At 62.6% G+C, this 19,517-nt stretch carries 20 protein-coding genes; 15 read left to right on the top strand and 5 right to left on the bottom strand.

Annotated features, from left to right (window positions below; genetic code table 11):
* Positions 1-211 precede the first annotated feature (211 nt).
* The 6 genes from ffh to APH42_RS03015 all read left to right on the top strand — a co-directional run bounded on the left by ffh (position 212) and on the right by APH42_RS03015 (position 4,290).
* Positions 212-1,588, top strand: coding sequence for a signal recognition particle protein (gene ffh / locus APH42_RS03040; protein ID WP_060492698.1), 1,377 nt, complete (start codon positions 212-214; stop codon positions 1,586-1,588).
* Positions 1,589-1,845: 257 nt separating this feature from the next.
* Positions 1,846-2,097, top strand: coding sequence for a 30S ribosomal protein S16 (gene rpsP / locus APH42_RS03035; protein WP_003252142.1), 252 nt, complete (start codon positions 1,846-1,848; stop codon positions 2,095-2,097).
* Positions 2,098-2,102: 5 nt separating this feature from the next.
* Positions 2,103-2,639: a ribosome maturation factor RimM gene (rimM, locus tag APH42_RS03030; RefSeq protein WP_012270759.1), complete on the top strand. Its 537-nt coding sequence runs from the start codon at positions 2,103-2,105 to the stop codon at positions 2,637-2,639.
* 3 nt (positions 2,640-2,642) lie between these two features.
* Positions 2,643-3,395 (top strand): tRNA (guanosine(37)-N1)-methyltransferase TrmD, encoded by a 753-nt coding sequence (gene trmD / locus APH42_RS03025; protein ID WP_003252146.1) that lies wholly within the window; start codon positions 2,643-2,645, stop codon positions 3,393-3,395.
* Positions 3,396-3,437: 42 nt separating this feature from the next.
* The gene (gene rplS / locus APH42_RS03020; protein WP_003252148.1) at positions 3,438-3,788 is read left to right on the top strand and encodes a 50S ribosomal protein L19; all 351 of its coding nucleotides are present in this window, start codon (positions 3,438-3,440) and stop codon (positions 3,786-3,788) included.
* 94 nt (positions 3,789-3,882) lie between these two features.
* Entirely contained in the window at positions 3,883-4,290 is a 408-nt protein-coding gene (locus APH42_RS03015; protein WP_012270761.1) for an acyl-CoA thioesterase, read from the top strand.
* 3 nt (positions 4,291-4,293) lie between these two features.
* Here the strand turns inward: APH42_RS03015 and APH42_RS03010 are convergent, their stop codons facing one another.
* The gene (locus APH42_RS03010; RefSeq protein ID WP_060492697.1) at positions 4,294-6,099 is read right to left on the bottom strand and encodes a sodium:proton antiporter; all 1,806 of its coding nucleotides are present in this window, start codon (positions 6,097-6,099) and stop codon (positions 4,294-4,296) included.
* Positions 6,100-6,167: 68 nt separating this feature from the next.
* Here APH42_RS03010 and xerD point away from each other — a divergent pair, with 68 nt between their 5' ends.
* From xerD to APH42_RS02980, 6 genes are all read left to right on the top strand, one after another.
* Complete coding sequence (gene xerD / locus APH42_RS03005) at positions 6,168-7,064, top strand: site-specific tyrosine recombinase XerD (RefSeq protein WP_012270763.1); 897 nt, start codon at positions 6,168-6,170, stop codon at positions 7,062-7,064.
* A 153-nt stretch (positions 7,065-7,217) separates the two neighbouring features.
* On the top strand, positions 7,218-7,961 hold the full coding sequence (locus APH42_RS03000; protein WP_060492696.1) for a thioredoxin fold domain-containing protein: 744 nt from the start codon (positions 7,218-7,220) through the stop codon (positions 7,959-7,961).
* Between the two features lie 83 nt (positions 7,962-8,044).
* Positions 8,045-9,349, top strand: coding sequence for a homoserine dehydrogenase (locus tag APH42_RS02995; RefSeq protein ID WP_060492695.1), 1,305 nt, complete (start codon positions 8,045-8,047; stop codon positions 9,347-9,349).
* A 61-nt stretch (positions 9,350-9,410) separates the two neighbouring features.
* Positions 9,411-10,820: a threonine synthase gene (gene thrC, locus APH42_RS02990; RefSeq protein WP_060492694.1), complete on the top strand. Its 1,410-nt coding sequence runs from the start codon at positions 9,411-9,413 to the stop codon at positions 10,818-10,820.
* A gap of 131 nt (positions 10,821-10,951) precedes the next feature.
* On the top strand, positions 10,952-11,371 hold the full coding sequence (locus APH42_RS02985; RefSeq protein WP_060492693.1) for a response regulator: 420 nt from the start codon (positions 10,952-10,954) through the stop codon (positions 11,369-11,371).
* 79 nt (positions 11,372-11,450) lie between these two features.
* A complete protein-coding gene (locus tag APH42_RS02980; RefSeq protein ID WP_012270768.1) occupies positions 11,451-11,732 on the top strand; it encodes a DUF3509 domain-containing protein in 282 nt (93 codons plus the stop codon).
* Positions 11,733-11,916: 184 nt separating this feature from the next.
* Here APH42_RS02980 and APH42_RS02975 read toward each other — a convergent pair whose 3' ends face one another.
* The gene (locus tag APH42_RS02975; RefSeq protein ID WP_060492692.1) at positions 11,917-12,792 is read right to left on the bottom strand and encodes a TIGR02285 family protein; all 876 of its coding nucleotides are present in this window, start codon (positions 12,790-12,792) and stop codon (positions 11,917-11,919) included.
* A gap of 20 nt (positions 12,793-12,812) precedes the next feature.
* Positions 12,813-14,012 (bottom strand): CaiB/BaiF CoA-transferase family protein, encoded by a 1,200-nt coding sequence (locus APH42_RS02970; protein ID WP_012270770.1) that lies wholly within the window; start codon positions 14,010-14,012, stop codon positions 12,813-12,815.
* Positions 14,013-14,143: 131 nt separating this feature from the next.
* Here APH42_RS02970 and APH42_RS02965 point away from each other — a divergent pair, with 131 nt between their 5' ends.
* Both APH42_RS02965 and recJ read left to right on the top strand, forming a co-directional pair.
* Positions 14,144-14,686, top strand: a complete 543-nt coding sequence (locus APH42_RS02965; protein WP_003252169.1) for a YaeQ family protein — start codon at positions 14,144-14,146, stop codon at positions 14,684-14,686.
* A gap of 8 nt (positions 14,687-14,694) precedes the next feature.
* Complete coding sequence (gene recJ, locus APH42_RS02960) at positions 14,695-16,404, top strand: single-stranded-DNA-specific exonuclease RecJ (protein WP_012270771.1); 1,710 nt, start codon at positions 14,695-14,697, stop codon at positions 16,402-16,404.
* A gap of 149 nt (positions 16,405-16,553) precedes the next feature.
* Here recJ and APH42_RS02955 read toward each other — a convergent pair whose 3' ends face one another.
* A complete protein-coding gene (locus tag APH42_RS02955; RefSeq protein ID WP_060492691.1) occupies positions 16,554-16,799 on the bottom strand; it encodes a hypothetical protein in 246 nt (81 codons plus the stop codon).
* A gap of 109 nt (positions 16,800-16,908) precedes the next feature.
* On the opposite strand from APH42_RS02955, the gene APH42_RS02950 reads away from it, so the two are divergent.
* Positions 16,909-18,015, top strand: coding sequence for an NADH:flavin oxidoreductase/NADH oxidase (locus APH42_RS02950; protein ID WP_060492690.1), 1,107 nt, complete (start codon positions 16,909-16,911; stop codon positions 18,013-18,015).
* Positions 18,016-18,084: 69 nt separating this feature from the next.
* Here APH42_RS02950 and APH42_RS02945 read toward each other — a convergent pair whose 3' ends face one another.
* A complete protein-coding gene (locus tag APH42_RS02945) occupies positions 18,085-19,509 on the bottom strand; it encodes a gamma-aminobutyraldehyde dehydrogenase (RefSeq protein WP_060492689.1) in 1,425 nt (474 codons plus the stop codon).
* Positions 19,510-19,517: the final 8 nt, after the last annotated feature.

Here is a 19,517-nt window from a genome sequence, read left to right as displayed (position 1 = left end):
TTAAAGAGACGGAGTTTGGCATATATTCCGCTGCTCTAGGAAGACTGGTAGGCCGCGTCGCGGCATTCGCGGGTAAAGCCACCGAATATCTCCCAAGGTGTGCGCCGCCGCCGCACTTCGCTATAATCGCCGCCTTGCTGTGCCCGGCGGGTGTGTATTTCCCCTGGGCGCCTGACAAACCTCGGCTTTTACTGGGCCTGAAAGGATCACCATGTTCGAAAACCTGACCGACCGCCTGTCACAGACGCTGCGCCATGTCACCGGCAAGGCCAAGCTGACCGAAGACAACATCAAGGACACGCTGCGCGAAGTGCGCATGGCCCTGCTCGAGGCCGACGTTGCCCTGCCGGTGGTCAAGGATTTCGTCAACAGCGTCAAGGAACGTGCGGTCGGCACCGAAGTCTCGCGTAGCCTGACCCCGGGCCAGGCATTCGTGAAGATCGTCCAGGCCGAGCTGGAAAGCCTGATGGGCGCGGCCAACGAAGACCTCGCACTGAACGCCGCCCCGCCTGCCGTGGTGCTGATGGCCGGCCTGCAAGGCGCCGGTAAGACCACCACCGCCGGCAAGCTGGCGCGCTTCCTTAAAGAGCGCAAGAAAAAGAGCGTGATGGTGGTGTCCGCCGACGTTTATCGCCCGGCGGCGATCAAACAGCTGGAAACCCTGGCCAACGACATCGGTGTCACCTTCTTCCCGTCCGATATCAGCCAGAAGCCGGTGGCCATTGCCGAAGCGGCCATCCGTGAAGCCAAGCTGAAGTTCATCGACGTGGTCATCGTCGACACCGCCGGCCGTTTGCACATCGACGCCGACATGATGGACGAGATCAAGGCGCTGCACGCCGCGGTCAAGCCAATCGAGACGCTGTTCGTGGTCGACGCCATGACCGGCCAGGACGCCGCCAGCACCGCCAAGGCCTTTGGCGAGGCGCTGCCGCTGACCGGTGTGGTACTGACCAAGGTCGACGGTGACGCCCGTGGTGGTGCTGCGCTGTCGGTGCGTGCCATCACCGGCAAGCCGATCAAGTTCATCGGTATGGGTGAGAAGACCGAGGCTCTCGAGCCGTTCCACCCCGATCGCGTCGCTTCGCGCATTCTCGGCATGGGTGACGTGCTCAGCCTGATCGAGCAGGCCGAGCAGACCATCGACAAGGCCAAGGCCGACAAGCTGGCCAAGAAGCTGAAGAAGGGCAAGGGCTTCGACCTCGAGGACTTCCGCGACCAGCTGCAACAAATGAAGAACATGGGCGGCCTCGGTGGCCTGATGGACAAGCTGCCGAGCATCGGCGGGGTCAACCTGTCGCAGATGGGCAACGCCCAGGGCGCCGCCGAGAAGCAGTTCAAACAGATGGAAGCGATCATCAACTCCATGACCCCGGCCGAGCGCCGTGACCCTGACCTGATCAGCGGTTCGCGCAAGCGCCGTATCGCCCTGGGTTCCGGTACCCAGGTGCAGGACATCGGCCGCTTGATCAAGCAGCACAAGCAGATGCAGAAGATGATGAAAAAATTCTCTGCCAAAGGCGGCATGGCCAAGATGATGCGCGGCCTGGGCGGGATGCTGCCAGGCGGCGGTATGCCGAAGCTGTAACTTATTCCGGGTGCCTGCCTTTCGTCGGGCTGGCGCCCAGAACCCCCGCTGTAGTGGGGTAACGGCCGCGGATTTCGCGGCACAACCGGCAAATCTGGACGGTAGGGCATGGCCTTGCCGAAAAAGTCATTTGCAAATGTCCGTGTATTCCCCGAGAATATGCGGCCTTTTGGGCACCCGTGTGCCTATTTGGCATTCAGATTTGCAGTACCAGCTGCTGTATCAACTGCAGCACCGACTATAGGAACGATGTTCACATGGTAACCATCCGTCTGGCCCGTGGCGGCTCGAAAAAGCGCCCATTCTACCACCTGACCGTGACCAACTCGCGTAACGCCCGTGATGGCCGTTTCGTTGAGCGCGTAGGTTTCTTCAACCCGATCGCTGCTGGCGCCGAAGTTAAACTGTCGGTCAACCAAGAGCGCGTCACCTACTGGCTGAGCCAGGGTGCACAGCCGTCTGAGCGTGTTGCTCAGCTGCTGAAGGAAGCTGCCAAGGCCGCTGCCTGAACAGTATGAACGCGACGCCAGAAAAGGCTGACGACCTGATCGTCGTTGGCAAGATTTTTTCGGTTCACGGCGTTCGCGGCGAGGTGAAGGTGTATTCCTTTACCGATCCGATTGAAAACCTGTTGGATTATCCGCGCTGGACGCTTCGGCACGAAGGCAAGGTAAAGCAGGTCGAGCTGGTCAGCGGTCGTGGCTCCCAAAAGGGCCTGGTCGTGAAGCTCAAAGGCCTCGAAGATCGCGATGAAGCCCGTCTTCTGAGCGGTTACGAAATCTGCATTGCGCGGAGCCTTTTGCCCAACCTGGCTGCCGACGAGTACTACTGGTACCAGTTGGTCGGTTTGAAGGTCATCAACCAGGACGAACACCTGTTCGGCAAGGTCGATCACCTGTTGGAGACCGGTGCGAACGATGTAATGGTGGTCAAACCCTGCGCAGGCAGCCTGGATGATCGCGAGCGTCTGTTGCCCTATACGGCGCAATGCGTGCTGGCAATCGACCTGGAAGCAGGCGTGATGCGGGTTGAGTGGGACGCGGACTTCTAAACGATGGGTAACCTTCGCGTAGACGTCATCACGTTGTTCCCCGAGATGTTCTCGGCCATCACGGAGTACGGCATTACCAGCCGCGCGGTGAAACAGGGGTTGCTTCAGGTAACTTGCTGGAACCCGCGGGACTACACCACAGATCGTCACCACACGGTAGATGATCGGCCGTTTGGCGGTGGTCCGGGCATGGTGATGAAAATCAAGCCTCTGGAAGATGCCCTGGTTAGCGCCAGGCAAGCGACCGGAGCTGCGGCAAAGGTGATCTACCTTTCGCCACAAGGCCGCAAGCTGACTCAGCAGGCGGTCAAAGGCCTGGCCGAACAGGAATCGTTGATCCTGATCGCCGGTCGTTATGAAGGCATCGACGAGCGCTTTATCGAGGCTCATGTCGATGAGGAGTGGTCGATTGGCGACTATGTGCTTTCCGGTGGCGAGCTGCCGGCCATGGTACTGATCGATGCGGTTACGCGGCTGCTGCCCGGAGCTTTAGGGCATGTGGACTCGGCGGAAGAAGATTCCTTCACCGACGGTCTGCTCGATTGCCCGCACTACACCCGACCTGAGGTGTATGCGGATCAGCGTGTTCCCGACGTGTTGCTAAGTGGCAACCATGCACATATCCGGCGTTGGAGGATGAAGCAGTCCCTTGGTAGGACCTTCGAACGACGCGCCGATCTTCTGGAAAGTCGCTCGCTTTCTGGAGAAGAGAAGAAGCTGCTCGAGGAATATCTCCGCGAGCGGGACGATAGTTAAACGTATCGATGGTGGATCACGTATCCATCTTAGGAGCACAGCATGACCAACAAGATCATCCAGCAGCTCGAAGCCGAGCAGATGAGCAAGGAAATCCCGACCTTCGCACCAGGCGACACCGTTGTCGTTCAGGTTAAAGTGAAGGAAGGTGAGCGTTCCCGTCTGCAGGCGTTCGAAGGCGTCGTTATCGCCAAGCGTAACCGCGGTCTGAACAGCGCCTTCACCGTGCGCAAGATCTCCAGCGGCGTTGGCGTAGAGCGTACTTTCCAGACCTACAGCCCGCAAATCGACAGCCTGGCCGTGAAACGTCGTGGTGACGTGCGTAAAGCCAAGCTGTACTACCTGCGCGACCTGTCCGGCAAAGCCGCTCGCATCAAGGAAAAACTGTCCTGAGTACAGTTTGCCCGGTGGCCGAGGCCGCCTAGCGAGAAAAAAGCAGCCTTCGGGCTGCTTTTTTGCGTTTTGAAACCCCGAAGATGTGATTGCCATGACTACCCGAGACCAGGAAATCCAGCGCCGCACCGAGCTGTCGGTGACCCGCGTGACCAAGGCGGTGTTCCCCAACACCACCAACCACCACAACACCCTGTTCGGCGGCACCGCACTGGCCTGGATGGACGAAGTGTCGTTCATCGCCGCCACGCGCTTCTGCCGCCTGCCGCTGGTGACCGTTTCTACCGACCGCATCGACTTCAAGCACCCGATCCCGGCGGGCTCGATCGTCGAGCTGGTGGGGACGGTGATCAAGGTCGGCAATACCAGCTTGCAGGTGCAGGTGGATGTGTTTGTCGAGAACATGTACCTGGACGGCCGTGAGCGGGCGATCCATGGGGTGTTCAGCTTCGTCGCCATCGACGAGGACAAGCGCCCGGTGCCCGTGCTGCCAAGCGCCTGAAGATCAGGGTTCTGGCGCTGGCTCGATCAACGCCACCAGGGTCCAGCCCGGTTGCGGCTGCAGCGGGTTGTCGGGGCTGGCTACATGCACCCAGCCATGGCCATCGCGGGCGAACAGCAGGAGTGCACGTTCGCCATGCAGTGCCTGGTAGGCATCCCAGCCAAAGCCTTCGGTGAGGTTGGTGCTGTACAACTCGGCGCCTTGATGCAGGCGGTTGGCCAGTTGCAGGTAGGTCATCGGGTTGGCCCCCAGCAGATGGCCACGATGCTCCTCGGCCGCCCGGTGCTTGTCGCTACGTTGTTTCTCCAGGCCGCTGGCCAGCACGAACAGCCGCCCGTGCCCGAAATCATGGCGAAACCTTGCGCAGGCCAGGGCATTGATTTCGCCAGCGGGAGAAAGGCCCAGCAAGTGCCCGAGGCCGACCAGGTCCAGGTGGGCATCGGCATGCTGCGAGGCGGGGTTGCCAAAATAGGTCGGAAGACCGTCCATGCGCGCAGCGCGGATGTTTTCCCAGCTGGAGTCCGTCAGCAACACCCGGCAGCCCAGCTGCTGCAGGGCTTTGGCGATGGCGCGGGCTGGTTCGTTGGCACCGACGATGAGAAACCCGCTGGGTGCTGGTTCGGCGACCTTGAGCAGGCGTGCCAGCGGCCTGGCCGTGGCGCTTTGCAGTACCACCGTGCCGATGATCACCGCGAAGGTCAGCGGCACCAGCAGCAGGGCGTCCTGGTGGCCGGCCTGGTGCAGGCGGATGGCAAAGATAGCGGAAACAGCGGCTGCGACGATGCCGCGGGGCGCAATCCAGGCCAGCAGTGCGCGCTCGCGCCAGCTGAGTGTCGAGCCCAGCGTGGACAGCCACACGTTGAGCGGGCGTGCCACCAGCTGGATCACCAGCAACAAGGCCAGCACCGCAGGGCCGAGGCCTAGCAGGGCATGCAGGTCAAGGCGCGCGGCGAGCAGGATGAACAGGCCGGAAATCAGCAGTACGCTGAGGTTTTCCTTGAAGTGCAGGATTTGTCGCACATCGACCCCGCGCATGTTGGCCAGCCACATGCCCATCACAGTCACCGCCAGCAGCCCGGATTCATGCATGATCTGGTTGGCGGCGATGAAAATGCCCAGTACCGCCGCCAGCGATGCGAGGTTGTGCAGGTACTCCGGTAGCCACTGCTCGCGCATGATCTGCCCCAGCAGCCACCCGCCGGCCGCGCCCAAGGCTGTGCCGCAAAAAATCACCCCGGCAAAAGTGGTCAGGCTCTGGCTCAGCCCGTTGCCATCGGCGCTGGCGATGATGAAGCTGTACACCACCACGGCGAGTAGCGCGCCGATGGGGTCGATCATGATCCCCTCCCAGCGCAGGATGTTGGCGATCGTCGACTTTGGCCGCACCACGCGAAGCATGGGTACGATCACCGTGGGCCCGGTCACTAGGGTCAGGGTGCCGAACAGAATCGACAGCGGCCAGTCGAACCCGAGTAGCCAGTGGGTCGCCAGGGCGATCACCAGCCAGGTGAGCAGGGCACCCACGGTGACCAGGCGATGCACCACGCTGCCGATCTCGCGCCACTGCGACAGGTGCAGGGTCAGGCTGCCTTCGAACAGGATCAGTGCCACTGCCAGCGACACCAGCGGCATCAGCAACGGGCCGAACAGTGCTTCGGGATCGAGCCAGCCCAGTGCCGGGCCGGCGATGATCCCGGCCAGCAGCAGAAACAGAATCGCCGGCAGTTTCAGGCGCCAGGCCAGCCATTGGCAGGCAAGCGCGGCGGCACCGATACCGCCGACGCTGAGAAGAATCTGCTGTTCGCTCATACGGGCTCCCTATGCCTGCAGTGTTATGAAAGACTAAGCGTCAATTCGCCGTTTGCCACCGAGTCTTCATGCCCGCCCTCGATCACCCCCTGATAGATCAGTTTCTCGACGCCCTGTGGCTTGAAAAAGGCCTGTCTGACAACACCCGAGTGTCCTACCGCAGTGACCTGGCCTTGTTCAATGGCTGGCTGCAGGAGCAGGCAGTGTCGCTGCCGGATGCCGGTCGCGAGCTGATCCTCGATCACCTGGCCTGGCGCCTCGACCAAGGCTACAAGCCGCGCTCCACGGCGCGCTTCCTGTCCGGCCTGCGTGGTTTTTTCCGCTACCTGCTGCGGGAAAGGCTGGTGGCCATCGACCCGACCTTGCAGGTCGACATGCCACAACTGGGCAAACCACTGCCCAAGTCACTCTCCGAAGCCGATGTCGAAGCCCTGCTGCAGGCACCGGACCTGGGCGAAGCCATCGGCCAGCGCGACCGTGCCATGCTCGAAGTGCTCTATGCCTGCGGCCTGCGCGTCACCGAGCTGGTCAGCCTGACTCTCGACCAGGTCAACCTGCGCCAGGGTGTGCTGCGGGTAATGGGCAAGGGCAGCAAGGAGCGCCTGGTGCCCATGGGTGAAGAGGCGGTGGTGTGGCTGGAACGCTACCAGCGCGATGGCCGCGCCGAACTGCTTAACGGCCGCCCCAGCGACGTGCTGTTCCCCAGCCTGAGAGGCGAGCAGATGACTCGCCAGACCTTCTGGCACCGCATCAAGCATCATGCCCGGGTTGCTGGCATCGACAAGCCGCTGTCGCCGCACACCTTGCGGCATGCCTTCGCCACCCACCTGCTCAACCACGGTGCCGACTTGCGCGTGGTGCAGATGCTGCTGGGCCACAGCGACCTGTCGACCACGCAGATCTATACCCACGTCGCCAAGGCCCGCCTGCAGCAGTTGCACGCGCAGCACCACCCGCGTGGATGAATGTTTTTCATGTTCCGCCGGCCGGTCCTTGCCAGCCCCTTCACCGGCAGCGTGATGTGGTAGGCTTGGGCGGTTTGCACCAAGGGCCGCACGGTCACCGCGTATTTTCCGCAGGTGGCGCCCTCCGGCCCCTGTCCGCCTTCAGGAGTTCCCATGCGCGTGACCCAGTTTTTCGCCGCCGCCGCTTTGGCGCTGGCCAGTACCTTTGCCGTTGCTGCGGCAACCGATAGAAACGCCGGGGCCGAGCAGGCCATCCGTAAATCGTTGCAGAACCTAGAGCTGGAAGTGCCCGTGGAAAGCGTGGCCAGCAGCCCCCTCAACGGCCTGTATGAAGTCAAGCTGCAGGGCGGTCGCGTGCTCTACGCCAGCGCCGACGGCCAGTTCGTGATGCAGGGTTACCTGTTCCAGATCCAGGACGGCAAGCCGGTCAACCTCACCGAGAAGACCGAACGTCAAGGCATCGCCAAGCTCATCAACGGCATTCCAGCCGCCGAGATGGTGGTTTATCCTGCCAAGGGCGAGACCAAGTCGCATATCACCGTGTTCACCGACACCACCTGCCCGTACTGCCACAAGCTGCATGCCGAAGTGCCCGAGCTGAACCGTCGCGGTATCGAAGTGCGCTATGTCGCGTTCCCGCGTCAGGGCCTCGGCTCGCCGGGTGACCAGCAGTTGCAGGCGGTGTGGTGCTCCAGCGACCGCCGTGGGGCGATGGACAAAATGGTCGAAGGTGAAGAAATCAAGGCCGCCAAGTGCACCAATCCTGTCAGCAAGCAGTTCCAGCTGGGCCAGTCGATCGGTGTCAATGGCACGCCGGCCATCGTCCTTGAAAGCGGCCAGGTCATTCCGGGCTACCAGCCGGCACCGCAAGTTGCCAAGCTGGCACTTGCCAAGTAATTCAATCAAGTACGCCGTCGTCATGGGGTGACGGCATGTTTCACGGTCGGCAAGCGTGTCGACCGTTCAATGGGGAGTTCACAGTGAAACCGGTCAAAGTAGGCATCTGTGGGTTGGGGACCGTCGGTGGCGGAACCTACAATGTACTTCAGCGCAACGCCGAGGAGATTGCCCGCCGTGCCGGGCGCGGTATTGAAGTGGCACAGATCGCCATGCGCTCGCAGAACCCGAACTGCCAGATTACCGGTACCCCCATTACCGCTGACGTGTTCGAAGTTGCGAGCAACCCGGAGATTGACATTGTCATCGAGCTGATCGGTGGCTATACCATCGCCCGCGACCTGGTGCTCAAGGCCATCGAAAACGGCAAGCACGTGGTCACCGCCAACAAGGCGCTGATTGCCGTGCACGGCAACGAAATTTTCGCTAAAGCCCGCGAGAAGGGCGTCATTGTCGCCTTCGAAGCGGCTGTGGCCGGTGGCATCCCGGTCATCAAGGCTATCCGCGAAGGCCTGTCGGCCAACCGCATCAACTGGCTGGCCGGCATCATCAACGGCACCGGCAACTTCATCCTCACCGAAATGCGTGAGAAGGGCCGCGCCTTCCCGGACGTGCTCGCCGAAGCGCAGGCGCTGGGTTACGCCGAAGCCGACCCGACGTTCGACGTCGAAGGCATCGACGCCGCGCACAAGCTGACCATCCTGGCGTCCATCGCGTTCGGCATTCCGCTGCAATTCGACAAGGCCTACACCGAAGGCATCACCCAGCTGACCACGGCGGACGTGAACTACGCCGAGGCCCTGGGCTACCGCATCAAGCACCTGGGTGTTGCCCGTCGCACCGCCGAAGGTATCGAGCTGCGCGTGCACCCGACGCTGATCCCAGCCGACCGCCTGATCGCCAACGTCAACGGCGTGATGAACGCCGTCATGGTCAACGGTGACGCGGCCGGGTCTACCCTGTACTACGGCGCGGGCGCTGGTATGGAGCCCACCGCTTCGTCGGTGGTCGGCGACCTGGTCGACGTGGTCCGTGCCATGACCTCCGACCCGGAAAACCGCGTGCCGCACCTGGCCTTCCAGCCAGACTCGTTGTCGGCCCACCCGATCCTGCCGATTGAAGCCTGCGAAAGCGCCTACTACCTGCGCATTCAGGCCAAGGATCACCCGGGCGTACTGGCCCAGGTGGCCAGCATTCTCTCGGAGCGTGGCATCAACATCGAGTCGATCATGCAGAAGGAAGCCGAGGAGCAGGACGGCCTGGTGCCGATGATCCTGCTGACCCATGGTGTGGTCGAGCAGCGTATCAACGATGCCATCATCGCCCTGGAAGCCCTGCAGGACGTGGTCGGCAAGGTTGTGCGCATTCGCGTCGAACAGCTCAACTAACAAAATTAGTGCCGTCGGGCCGCCAGCGCGGCCCCGGCCCCAGCATCGAAGGTTTGCACCCATGCGCTATATCAGTACCCGCGGCCAGGCACCGGCCCTGAATTTCGAAGACGTGCTGCTGGCTGGCCTGGCCAGTGACGGCGGCTTGTACGTGCCGGAAAACCTGCCACGCTTCACCCAGGAAGAAATCGCCTCGTGGGCCGGTCTGCCGTACCACGAGCTGGCTTTCCGAGTGATGCGCCCGTTCGTCGAAGGCAGCATCGCCGACGCCGACTTCAAGAAGATCCTCGAAGAAACCTACGGCGAGTTCGCCCACGCGGCGGTCGCACCGCTGCGCCAGCTGAACAGCAACGAATGGGTGCTGGAGCTGTTCCACGGCCCGACCTTGGCGTTCAAGGACTTTGCCCTGCAGTTGCTCGGCCGTCTGCTCGACCACGTGCTGGCCAAGCGCAGCGAGCGCGTGGTGATCGTCGGCGCCACCAGTGGTGACACCGGTTCTGCCGCCATCGAAGGCTGCCGCCGTTGCGACAACGTCGACATTTTCATCCTGCACCCGCACCAGCGCGTGTCGGAAGTGCAGCGTCGGCAGATGACCACCATCTTCGGCGACAACATCCACAACATCGCCATCGAAGGTAACTTCGACGACTGCCAGGAAATGGTCAAGGCCAGCTTCGCCGACCAGTCGTTCCTCAAGGGCACCCGCCTGGTAGCCGTCAACTCGATCAACTGGGCGCGGATCATGGCCCAGATCGTCTACTACTTCCACGCAGCGCTGCAGTTGGGCGGCCCGGCGCGCTCGGTGGCGTTCTCGGTACCGACTGGCAACTTCGGCGACATTTTCGCCGGCTACCTGGCGCGCAACATGGGCCTGCCGGTCAGCCAGCTGATCGTCGCCACCAACCGCAACGACATCCTGCACCGCTTCATGAGCGGCAACCAGTACGTCAAGGACACCCTGCACGCGACCTTGTCGCCGTCGATGGACATCATGGTCTCGTCCAACTTCGAGCGCCTGCTGTTCGACCTGCACGGCCGCAACGGGGGGGCGATTGCCGAGCTGATGGCCAACTTCAAGCAAGGTGGCGGCTTCAGCGTCGAGCAAGACCGCTGGACCGAAGCGCGCAAGCTGTTCGACTCGCTGGCTGTGAGCGACGAGCAAACCTGCGAGACCATTGCCGAAGTATTCGCCGCCACCGGTGAAGTGCTCGACCCGCATACCGCGATCGGCGTCAAGGCTGCCCGCGAGTGCCGCCGTAGCCTGGATACGCCGATGGTGGTGCTGGGCACCGCGCACCCGGTCAAGTTCCCGGAAGCGGTGGAGAAGGCCGGTGTGGGCAAGGCGCTGGAATTGCCGGCGCACCTCAGCGACCTGTTCAGCCGTGAAGAGCGTTGCACGGTGCTGGCCAATGACCTGAAAGCTGTACAGGGCTTTGTCAGCCAGCACGGCAACCGCGGCAAGCCGCTGTAACCGAGTGGGTTTGCGGGGCCGCTACGCGGCCCCAGCTTCTCGGACTTTTCCCACGATCGCCTCTGAAAAGCCCTATTCAGCCTGCTGGGCGCAACGCCTAGATTAGCCGGTCCTCCCATCCGGAGCGGCTCATGCACCAGACCTACGTGTTGATCCACCAGGCACGCCCATCCCACCAGATCCTGCTGCACCAGGCGCTCAATAGCCAGGGTGTCTTCAACGTGCGCATCAGCACGAGCACCGGTGACCTGGATGCCTGCCTCAGCGCTGAGCATCGCCCCGATTTGCTGATCCTCGACCACGCCATGTCAACGCGGGCCGGTCTTGCCTTGCTCGCCCAGCAACACAATGCGCGCGCATTGCTGTTCGTCGGCCAGCCCGCGCCCAATCGTCAAAACCTTGCCCAAGAGGCCAGAAGACGCGGCCTGTGGGTGCTCGCCGAGCTGCCCTGGCCGCTGTCGATGCCGGGCCTGCAGCACGCCCTGCAAACACTGCAGGTGCGCCCAGGGCGGTGTAGTAAAGCTGTCATGTCGGCCCCGCATGCTCACTGAGACAGCCGCAGTGTGACGAACTTTCCGCTGTGCCTGTTGGTCAGTTCCTTTAGATCCCACCACGCAGCGAGTGATCCGGATGGAAAGAATCTGCAGCCTGCTCAACGACGCCCTAGCCCCCTATCAGGCACACCTCGGCAGCGCCGATGCCAGTGGCAATCGCCAATTGACCGTTCATGACCGCCTTGCCGGTATTACCTTGCGGCGCATGGTCAGCGAGCGACAGTTGCAGGAGCAACGCCTGCTGATCGATTTGGTGGATGGCTTGCACCGTGACTTGCAAATAGCAGAAGGGCGTTTGCAGCCGTGTGTGATTGCCGCATTGCAGCAGCGTCAGCAACCCCAGGGAACCTTTGCCTGAGTGGCTTATCAGACACAGTAGGGGCAGCCGGCCAGCGCTTTGCTCCGGCGCTGGCAGGGCTGTCACGGGAAGTCTCCAAGGACTTTCGCTTGGCCCCGGGCGTCTTCCCCAGCGTCCGGGGTTTCTTTTTGGGTTCTGCGCAGTCGCCTGTAGGCGCGGCTTTTTTTGGCGCGATGGGCTGCAACTACTGCGCTTCGAAGAAACGCTTGCTCTCTTCCAGGTAGTCTTCCTGCAGCGCAGGGTCCAGCCAGCGCGCATACAGCGCCGGCAATACTTCCTGGCGCAGCCTGGGTAACAGCTGATCGATATGCGCAATCGCTTCGCGCCCCAGAGGGTTGTCCGAGCAACCCACATGCAGAAACTGATAGCGTTCTACCCCCTGCACAGGATGAAACTGGTAATCAGCCAGTGAACCACCTTGTTGCTGGATGAGATAGCGCACCTCAGGCCAGTAGCCGAGCACCAGGCGCAAACGCCCCAGTTGTTGCATCTGCAGCAGGTTGGCAGTGGCGTCGTTGCCATAATGGCGGCTGAGCGCGGTGTCGGGCAACTGACGCAGAATGGCGTCGATCTGCGTGCCGTAACTGCGTTCTGCAACAATCCCCAGCTTCAGCGCGTTGTTGCTCAGCAAACCATGCAGGTCTACCTGCTGGCCGTCGAGGTAGGGCGCCATCAGCGCCTGGTTTTCCTTGCGCAGCACCAGCCCGCCGCTGACCACACCCAGCGACGGCATGGAAAAACGCACGTATTCGGCCCGTTCCGGGGTCCATAGCAGGGTCGGGTCGCAGGTGAAGCTGTTGCGGTCTTGCAGCATCTGAAGGCCGCGGGCGCGGTTGACCCGCAAAATGGTGTGGTCGTACTCGGGCATCTGCCCGATCAGCAGTGGCAACAACTGGTCGATCACCCCCTGGCCTTTTTCCGGGCCTTCGAAAATGGTGAACGGCGGCAGGTCGCGCACCAGCCAGAAGATGTGTTCCTTGGCACTGACAGGCTGTAGCAGCAGTGCGGGCAATAGCCCGCACAGCAGGACCAGGTGACGTAGGCAGCGGGCCGCGCGCATGAAACCGGGCAGCGCCAGAGTCAGACCGTGCCTGCTACGCGCAGGCTGGCGATGGCCGCCGCGTCATAGCCCAGGCTGGCGAGCAGTGCCTCGGTGTGCTCGCCAAGGGCCGGGCCGACCCATTCGCTGGAACCGGGGGTCTCCGACAACTTGGGCACAATGCCGGGCATGCGAAATGGCTTGCCATCCGGCAGCTTGGCCTGCAGGAACATCTCGCGTGCCAGGTACTGCGGGTCGTTGAACATGTCTTCGGCTGAATAGATACGGCTGGCCGGTACTTCGGCGGTGGTAAGCACCTGCATCAATTGCTCCAGCGGCAGGCTGTTGGCCCAGCGATCGATCACCCCGTACAACTCGTCACGACGCAGGTCGCGGCCGTCGTTGCTGGCCAGGGTCGGGTCGTCGGCCAGGTCGTCGCGGCCGATCGCTTGCATGAAGCGCTTGAAGATCGCATCGCCGTTGGCGCCGATCTGCACATGCTTGCCGTCGGCGCTGGTGTGGATGGAGGAGGGCGTAATGCCTGGCATGATGTTGCCAGTGCGTTCGCGGATAAAACCGAACACATCGAATTCCGGGACCATGCTTTCCATCATGGCAAAGATCGCTTCGTACAGCGCCACGTCCACCACCTGGCCCTGGCCGCCATTGACTTCCCGGTGGCGCAACGCCATTAGTGCGCCGATCACCCCCCACAGGGCGGCAATCGAATCACCGATGGAAATGCCCGTGCGCACCGGCGGGCGGTCGTCGAAACCGGTGATGTAGCGCAGGCCGCCCATCGACTCGCCCACCGCGCCGAAGCCCGGCTGGTCTTTCATCGGCCCGGTTTGGCCAAAGCCTGACAGGCGCACCATTACCAGGCGCGGGTTCAGCGCATGCAGTACATCCCAGCCCAGGCCAAGCTTTTCCAGCACGCCTGGGCGAAAGTTTTCGATCAGGATGTCGGCCTCGGCCAGCAGGCGCTTGAGAATCTCGCGCCCCTCGGGGTGCTTGAGGTTGAGGGTGAGCGACTGTTTGTTGCGGGCCTGCACGAACCACCATAGCGACGTGCCCTCGTACAGCTTGCGCCACTTGCGCAACGGGTCGCCGCCATCGGGCGATTCGACCTTGACCACCTCGGCGCCGAATTCGGCACAGATACGCGAGGCGAACGGCCCGGCGATCAAGGTGCCGAGTTCGACAACTTTAAGGCCGGCGAGGGGTTTGCTGGGCGTCGACATGGGGCATCCGTGGCAGTTGGGCAGTGCCGTGGTTTTATCACACGTCGGTTTCGCCGGGTACTGCTGCGGCGCATGGAAGGTGCGGATGGGGTAGACTGTGCCACTTTTCTTTTGCACGAAGCCCGTCGACCATGGCCCAGCCGTCCACCACCTACAAGTTCGAATTGAATCTCACCGACCTTGACCGCAACGTCTACGAAAGCGTCAAGCAGACCATCGCTCGCCACCCTTCGGAAACCGAAGAGCGTATGGCGGTTCGTCTGTTGGCGTATGCGCTCTGGTACAACGAGAACTTGTCGTTTGGCCGTGGCCTGTCGGATGTCGATGAGCCGGCGCTTTGGGAAAAGAGCCTGGACGATCGCGTGTTGCATTGGATCGAAGTGGGCCAGCCAGACGCCGACCGCCTGACCTGGTGCTCGCGCCGTACCGAACGCACCAGCCTGCTGGCCTACGGCAGCCTGCGGGTGTGGGAGGGCAAAGTGGTGAGCGCGGTCAAGAACCTGAAGAACCTGAGCATTGCCGCTGTACCGCAAGAGGTGCTGGAAACCTTGGCGACCGACATGCCGCGCAGCATCAAGTGGGACGTGATGATCAGCGAAGGCACGGTATTCGTCACCGACGACCGTGGCCAGCATGAGGTACAACTGCAGTGGCTGCTTGGTGAGCGTGGCTGAAGCAACCCATGCGCATCGAACCTCGCCCTCTGCCGCCGACCCTGCCATTTCTGGGTAATCTGCCACCTTTGCTCACCCGTCTGTACGCCGCGCGCGGCGTGCAGAGCGAGGCCGAGCTGGACAAAAGCCTGGCGCGCCTGCTGCCGTACCAGCAGCTAAAGGGCATCGAGGCCGGTGTCGACCTGCTGGTCGAGGCGCTCGACCAGCGCCAGCGTATCCTCATTGTTGGCGATTTCGATGCCGACGGTGCCACCGCAAGCACCGTAGGGGTGCTGGGCCTGCGCCTACTGGGTGCGGCCCATGTCGATTACCTGGTACCCAACCGCTTCGAGTATGGCTATGGCCTGACCCCGGAAATCGTCGAAGTGGCGCTGCAACGCCAGCCGCAACTGCTGATTACCGTGGACAATGGCATTTCCAGCGTCGAGGGTGTGGCGGCGGCCAAGGCCGCTGGGCTCAAGGTGCTGGTCACCGACCATCACCTGCCAGGCCAGCAGTTGCCCGACGCAGACGCCATCATCAACCCCAATCAGCCGGGCTGTACGTTCCCCAGCAAGTCGTTGGCCGGGGTAGGGGTGATCTTCTACGTGCTGATGGCCCTGCGCGCGCGACTGCGCAGCCTGGGCCGTTACGAGACGCAAGCACAGCCGAACATAGGCGAACTGCTCGACCTGGTCGCGTTGGGCAGCGTTGCCGACGTGGTGCCGCTGGATGCCAACAACCGCATCCTGGTGCACCAGGGCCTCGAGCGCATCCGCGCCGGTCGTGCCCGGCCAGGGCTGAAGGCGATTCTCGAAGTGGCCCGCCGCGATCACCGGCGTATCACCTCGACTGACCTGGGTTTCATCCTCGGCCCACGGCTGAACGCCGCCGGTCGCCTGGACGACATGAGCCTGGGCATTGAATGCCTGCTGTGCGAAGACGCGGCACTGGCCCAGGACATGGCCCAGCAGCTAGACGACCTGAACCAGGACCGCAAGTCCATCGAGCAGGGGATGCAGCGCGAAGCCCTGGCCCAGCTCAAGGACCTGCCGGTCGAGTCGATGCCGTATGGTCTGTGTTTGTTCGATGCCGACTGGCACCAGGGTGTAATCGGTATTTTGGCGTCGCGCCTTAAAGAGCGTTATCACCGTCCAACCATTGCCTTTGCCGATGCCGGCGAAGGCATGCTGAAAGGCTCGGCGCGTTCGGTACCAGGGTTCCATATCCGCGACGCGCTGGATGCCGTAGCGGCCCGCCACCCGCAACTGATCAGCAAATTCGGCGGCCACGCCATGGCGGCGGGGTTGTCGTTGCCTGAAGGCAATTTCCAGGCGTTTGCCGAGGCGTTCGACGAAGAAGTGCGGCGCCAGCTGCGCGAGGAAGACCTGACAGGCCGGCTGTTGTCTGATGGCAGCCTGGCCGTGGAGGAATTCCACCTCGACCTGGCCAAGGCCTTGCGCCATGCCGGGCCGTGGGGCCAGCATTTCCCCGAGCCGCTGTTTCACGGCGTGTTCCAACTGGTGGAGCAGCGCGTGGTGGGCGAGCGGCACCTGAAGGTGGTGCTCAAGAGCGAGTGTGGTTCGGTGCGACTGGATGGCATCGCCTTCGGCGTTGACCGCGAAGTGTGGCCGAACCCGACCGTGCGCTGGGTCGAACTGGCGTACAAGCTGGATGTGAACGAGTTTCGTGGCAATGAAAGTGTGCAGTTGATGATTGCCCACATGGAGCCACGCTGAGCCCAACGCTCCCAGAGGGCCGGCGGCTGGTTCAGGGCTTGCGCAGTACCTGTGGGAGCGGGTTTACCCGCGAACACCGGCAAAGCCGGTGCCATTCACCGCGTCACATTCTTCACGGGTAAACCCGCCCCCGGTGTCAGGTGCAACGGCTATTGACTGATCTCGGATTGTTTTTTCCGCTGCCGGTTTTGCCAGTGCATTACGCCTGCTGCGACAAACGAGGCCAAACCAAGCAGTGAGAAGAACACAATGCCTTCCACTGCTTCCCGGTTGTACGTCTCGATCACACACACCAGATCTGAGTCGTAGGGAACATCTGAAATTCCTATCAGGTATGGGCCCGCTAAAATCTGCCTTTGACCGACCGCCAGCCACCCCAAAATCCCACGGAACATCCCCCCCACCCATTCTGGTCTAGTCTGAAGTTATGACCGGACCTGGGCCAGGGACGTGCAATTGAGTGTCCGGGCCGGATCACCATTGGAGTCCTTGGGAGGTGCCCTCATGAGCCTGCTGCTTGAGCCTTACACCCTGCGTCAGCTGACCCTGCCCAACCGCATCGCCGTCTCGCCGATGTGCCAGTATTCCGCTATCGATGGCCTGGCCAACGATTGGCACCTTGTCCATTTAGGCAGCCGCGCCGTTGGTGGTGCGGGCCTGGTGATCACCGAAGCCGTGGCGGTCACCGCCGATGGCCGCATCACCGCCGAAGACCTCGGCCTGTGGGACGACACGCAGATCGCCCCGTTGCAACGCATCACTCGCTTCATCACCGCCCAAGGCGCCGTGCCCGGTATCCAGCTGGCACACGCCGGGCGCAAGGCCAGCACCTATCGCCCATGGCTGGGCAAGCAGGGTAGTGTGAAGCTCGAAGACGGCGGGTGGCAGCCGGTGGGCCCTTCGAAGATCGCCTTCGACCCGCAGCACACAGCGCCACGCGAGCTGACCGAGAACGAGATCCAGGGTGTTATCGACGCCTTCGTTGCCTCGACTGAGCGCGCCTTGAAGGCCGGTTTCAAGGTGGTGGAAATTCATGCTGCCCATGGCTACCTGTTGCACCAGTTCCTCTCGCCGCTGAGTAACCAACGCCGCGACGAGTACGGCAGCTGCTTCGAAAACCGCATCCGCCTGACCTTGCAAGTGGTGGAGGCCGTGCGCAAGGTCTGGCCGGCCGAGTTGCCATTGTTCGTGCGGGTATCGGCAACCGATTGGGTCGAAGATGGCTGGAACCCCGATGAAACCGTTGAACTGGCCCGACGTCTGCGAGGGTTGGGCGTAGACCTGATCGATGTGTCCTCTGGCGGGACCTCGGTAAACGCCGAAATCCCCACCGGCCCTGGCTATCAGACCCGCTTCGCCGAGCGCGTGCGCAAGGAATCGGAAATCGCCACCGGCACCGTGGGCATGATCACCGAACCGGCCCAGGCCGAGCATATTTTGCGCACCGGCCAGGCCGATATCATCTTCCTCGCCCGTGAACTGCTGCGCGACCCGTACTGGCCGCTGCATGCCGACGATGACCTGGGCGGCAACAAGGCGACCTGGCCTGCGCAATACCAGCGCGCGACCAGCCGGGCCAACCCGATTCACGAGTCGGATCTGCGGGACTGATCCAGGCCTTTACGCGGTTGTTGTAGGAACGCATGCGCGCACCTACAACAACCGCGTATGTTCAGCGGGCTAGTGCTTGATCATCACATGCCGCACGCAGGTGTAATCCTCAAGCCCATACATCGACATGTCCTTCCCATACCCTGAGTGCTTCTGCCCGCCATGGGGCATTTCACTGACCAGCATGAAGTGGGTATTCACCCAAGTGCAGCCGTACTGCAAGCGCGCCGCCAGGCGGTGGGCACGGCCTGTGTCGCGGGTCCATACCGATGAGGCCAGGCCGTAGTTGGAGTCGTTGGCCCATTCCAGCGCCTGCGCTTCATCGGTAAAGCGGGTGACCGATACCACTGGGCCGAACACTTCGTTGCGCACGATCTCGTCGTCCTGCTGGGCATCCGCCAGCACGGTCGGCTCGAAGAAGAAGCCGTCGCCGTCAATCGCCTTGCCACCGGTTACCAGGCGAATGTGCGGCTGGGCGATGGCCCGCTGCACCAGCCCGGCAACCTTGTCGCGGTGCTGGGCACTGATCAGCGGCCCCAGCTCGGTGTCCTCGGCCTCCTGCAAGCCCGGTTTCAGGCTCGCTACGGCTTCACCCAGGCGTTCGACAAAGCGCTCGTAGATACCGTCCTGCACATACAGGCGGCAGGCTGCGGTGCAGTCCTGGCCGGCGTTGTAGAAGCCGAAGGTGCGGATGCCATCGATGGCGGCGTCGATGTCGGCGTCGTCGAACACCAGCACAGGGGCCTTGCCACCCAGCTCCATGTGCATGCGCTTCACACTGTCGGCGGTGGCGCTGATGATGTGTGCACCCGTGGGGATCGAGCCGGTCAGCGACACCATGCGCACCTTTGGATGGTTGACCAGCGGGTTGCCGACGGTCTGGCCGCGGCCAAACAGAATGTTCAGTACACCCGGTGGCAGCAGGTCCTGGGCCAGCTCGCCCAGGCGCAGGGCCGTCAGCGGAGTCATTTCGGAGGGTTTGATCACCACGGTATTGCCGGCTGCCAGGGCCGGGGCGATCTTCCAGGCCAGCATCATCAATGGGTAGTTCCACGGGGCAATCGAGGCCACCACGCCCAGCGGGTCGCGGCGGATCATCGAGGTGTGGCCTGGCAGGTATTCGCCGGCCGCCAAGCCGCCCAGGCAACGCGCCGCACCGGCGAAGTAGCGGAACACATCGGCAATCGCCGGGATTTCGTCGTTCAGCGCGGCGCTCAGGGGCTTGCCGCAGTTCTGAGATTCCAGCCGGGCCAGTTCATCGCCGTGGGCTTCGATGGCGTCCGCCAGCGCCAGCAAGGTTTGCGAGCGGTCTTTGGGGCTGGTTTGCGACCAGCTGTCGAAAGCCTGGTCGGCGGCGCGCACGGCGCTGTCCACCTGGGCCTCGGTGGCTTCGTTGATCTGCGCCAGGGCGGTGCCCTGCGCCGGGTCGAGCACGGTCCAGGCGGGGCCTTGGCCCGCGACCAGTTGGCCATTGATCAGCATCTGCGTTTGCATCGGGGACT

Origin of the sequence: Pseudomonas sp. NBRC 111140 (genome assembly GCF_001320885.1) — a bacterium.
GTDB classification, from domain to species: Bacteria; Pseudomonadota; Gammaproteobacteria; order Pseudomonadales; family Pseudomonadaceae; genus Aquipseudomonas; species Aquipseudomonas putida_P.
The sequence above is the reverse complement of the archived record's forward strand: the minus strand, read 5'-3'. Positions and strand labels throughout refer to the sequence as shown.

What these genes read in the sequence shown, in the direction of transcription:
- APH42_RS03000 (WP_060492696.1), top strand. Translation starts at nt 7,218, where the DNA reads ATGCGCGTGACCCAGTTTTTCGCCGCCGCCGCTTTGGCGCTGGCCAGT.
- APH42_RS02945 (WP_060492689.1), bottom strand. Translation starts at nt 19,509, where the DNA reads ATGCAAACGCAGATGCTGATCAATGGCCAACTGGTCGCGGGCCAAGGC.
- APH42_RS02950 (WP_060492690.1), top strand. Translation starts at nt 16,909, where the DNA reads ATGAGCCTGCTGCTTGAGCCTTACACCCTGCGTCAGCTGACCCTGCCC.
- rpsP (WP_003252142.1), top strand. Translation starts at nt 1,846, where the DNA reads ATGGTAACCATCCGTCTGGCCCGTGGCGGCTCGAAAAAGCGCCCATTC.
- APH42_RS02975 (WP_060492692.1), bottom strand. Translation starts at nt 12,792, where the DNA reads ATGCGCGCGGCCCGCTGCCTACGTCACCTGGTCCTGCTGTGCGGGCTA.
- trmD (WP_003252146.1), top strand. Translation starts at nt 2,643, where the DNA reads ATGGGTAACCTTCGCGTAGACGTCATCACGTTGTTCCCCGAGATGTTC.
- APH42_RS02965 (WP_003252169.1), top strand. Translation starts at nt 14,144, where the DNA reads ATGGCCCAGCCGTCCACCACCTACAAGTTCGAATTGAATCTCACCGAC.
- APH42_RS03010 (WP_060492697.1), bottom strand. Translation starts at nt 6,099, where the DNA reads ATGAGCGAACAGCAGATTCTTCTCAGCGTCGGCGGTATCGGTGCCGCC.
- APH42_RS02985 (WP_060492693.1), top strand. Translation starts at nt 10,952, where the DNA reads ATGCACCAGACCTACGTGTTGATCCACCAGGCACGCCCATCCCACCAG.
- rimM (WP_012270759.1), top strand. Translation starts at nt 2,103, where the DNA reads ATGAACGCGACGCCAGAAAAGGCTGACGACCTGATCGTCGTTGGCAAG.
- APH42_RS02955 (WP_060492691.1), bottom strand. Translation starts at nt 16,799, where the DNA reads ATGTTCCGTGGGATTTTGGGGTGGCTGGCGGTCGGTCAAAGGCAGATT.
- ffh (WP_060492698.1), top strand. Translation starts at nt 212, where the DNA reads ATGTTCGAAAACCTGACCGACCGCCTGTCACAGACGCTGCGCCATGTC.
- thrC (WP_060492694.1), top strand. Translation starts at nt 9,411, where the DNA reads ATGCGCTATATCAGTACCCGCGGCCAGGCACCGGCCCTGAATTTCGAA.
- xerD (WP_012270763.1), top strand. Translation starts at nt 6,168, where the DNA reads ATGCCCGCCCTCGATCACCCCCTGATAGATCAGTTTCTCGACGCCCTG.
- APH42_RS02970 (WP_012270770.1), bottom strand. Translation starts at nt 14,012, where the DNA reads ATGTCGACGCCCAGCAAACCCCTCGCCGGCCTTAAAGTTGTCGAACTC.
- APH42_RS03015 (WP_012270761.1), top strand. Translation starts at nt 3,883, where the DNA reads ATGACTACCCGAGACCAGGAAATCCAGCGCCGCACCGAGCTGTCGGTG.
- APH42_RS02980 (WP_012270768.1), top strand. Translation starts at nt 11,451, where the DNA reads ATGGAAAGAATCTGCAGCCTGCTCAACGACGCCCTAGCCCCCTATCAG.
- recJ (WP_012270771.1), top strand. Translation starts at nt 14,695, where the DNA reads ATGCGCATCGAACCTCGCCCTCTGCCGCCGACCCTGCCATTTCTGGGT.
- rplS (WP_003252148.1), top strand. Translation starts at nt 3,438, where the DNA reads ATGACCAACAAGATCATCCAGCAGCTCGAAGCCGAGCAGATGAGCAAG.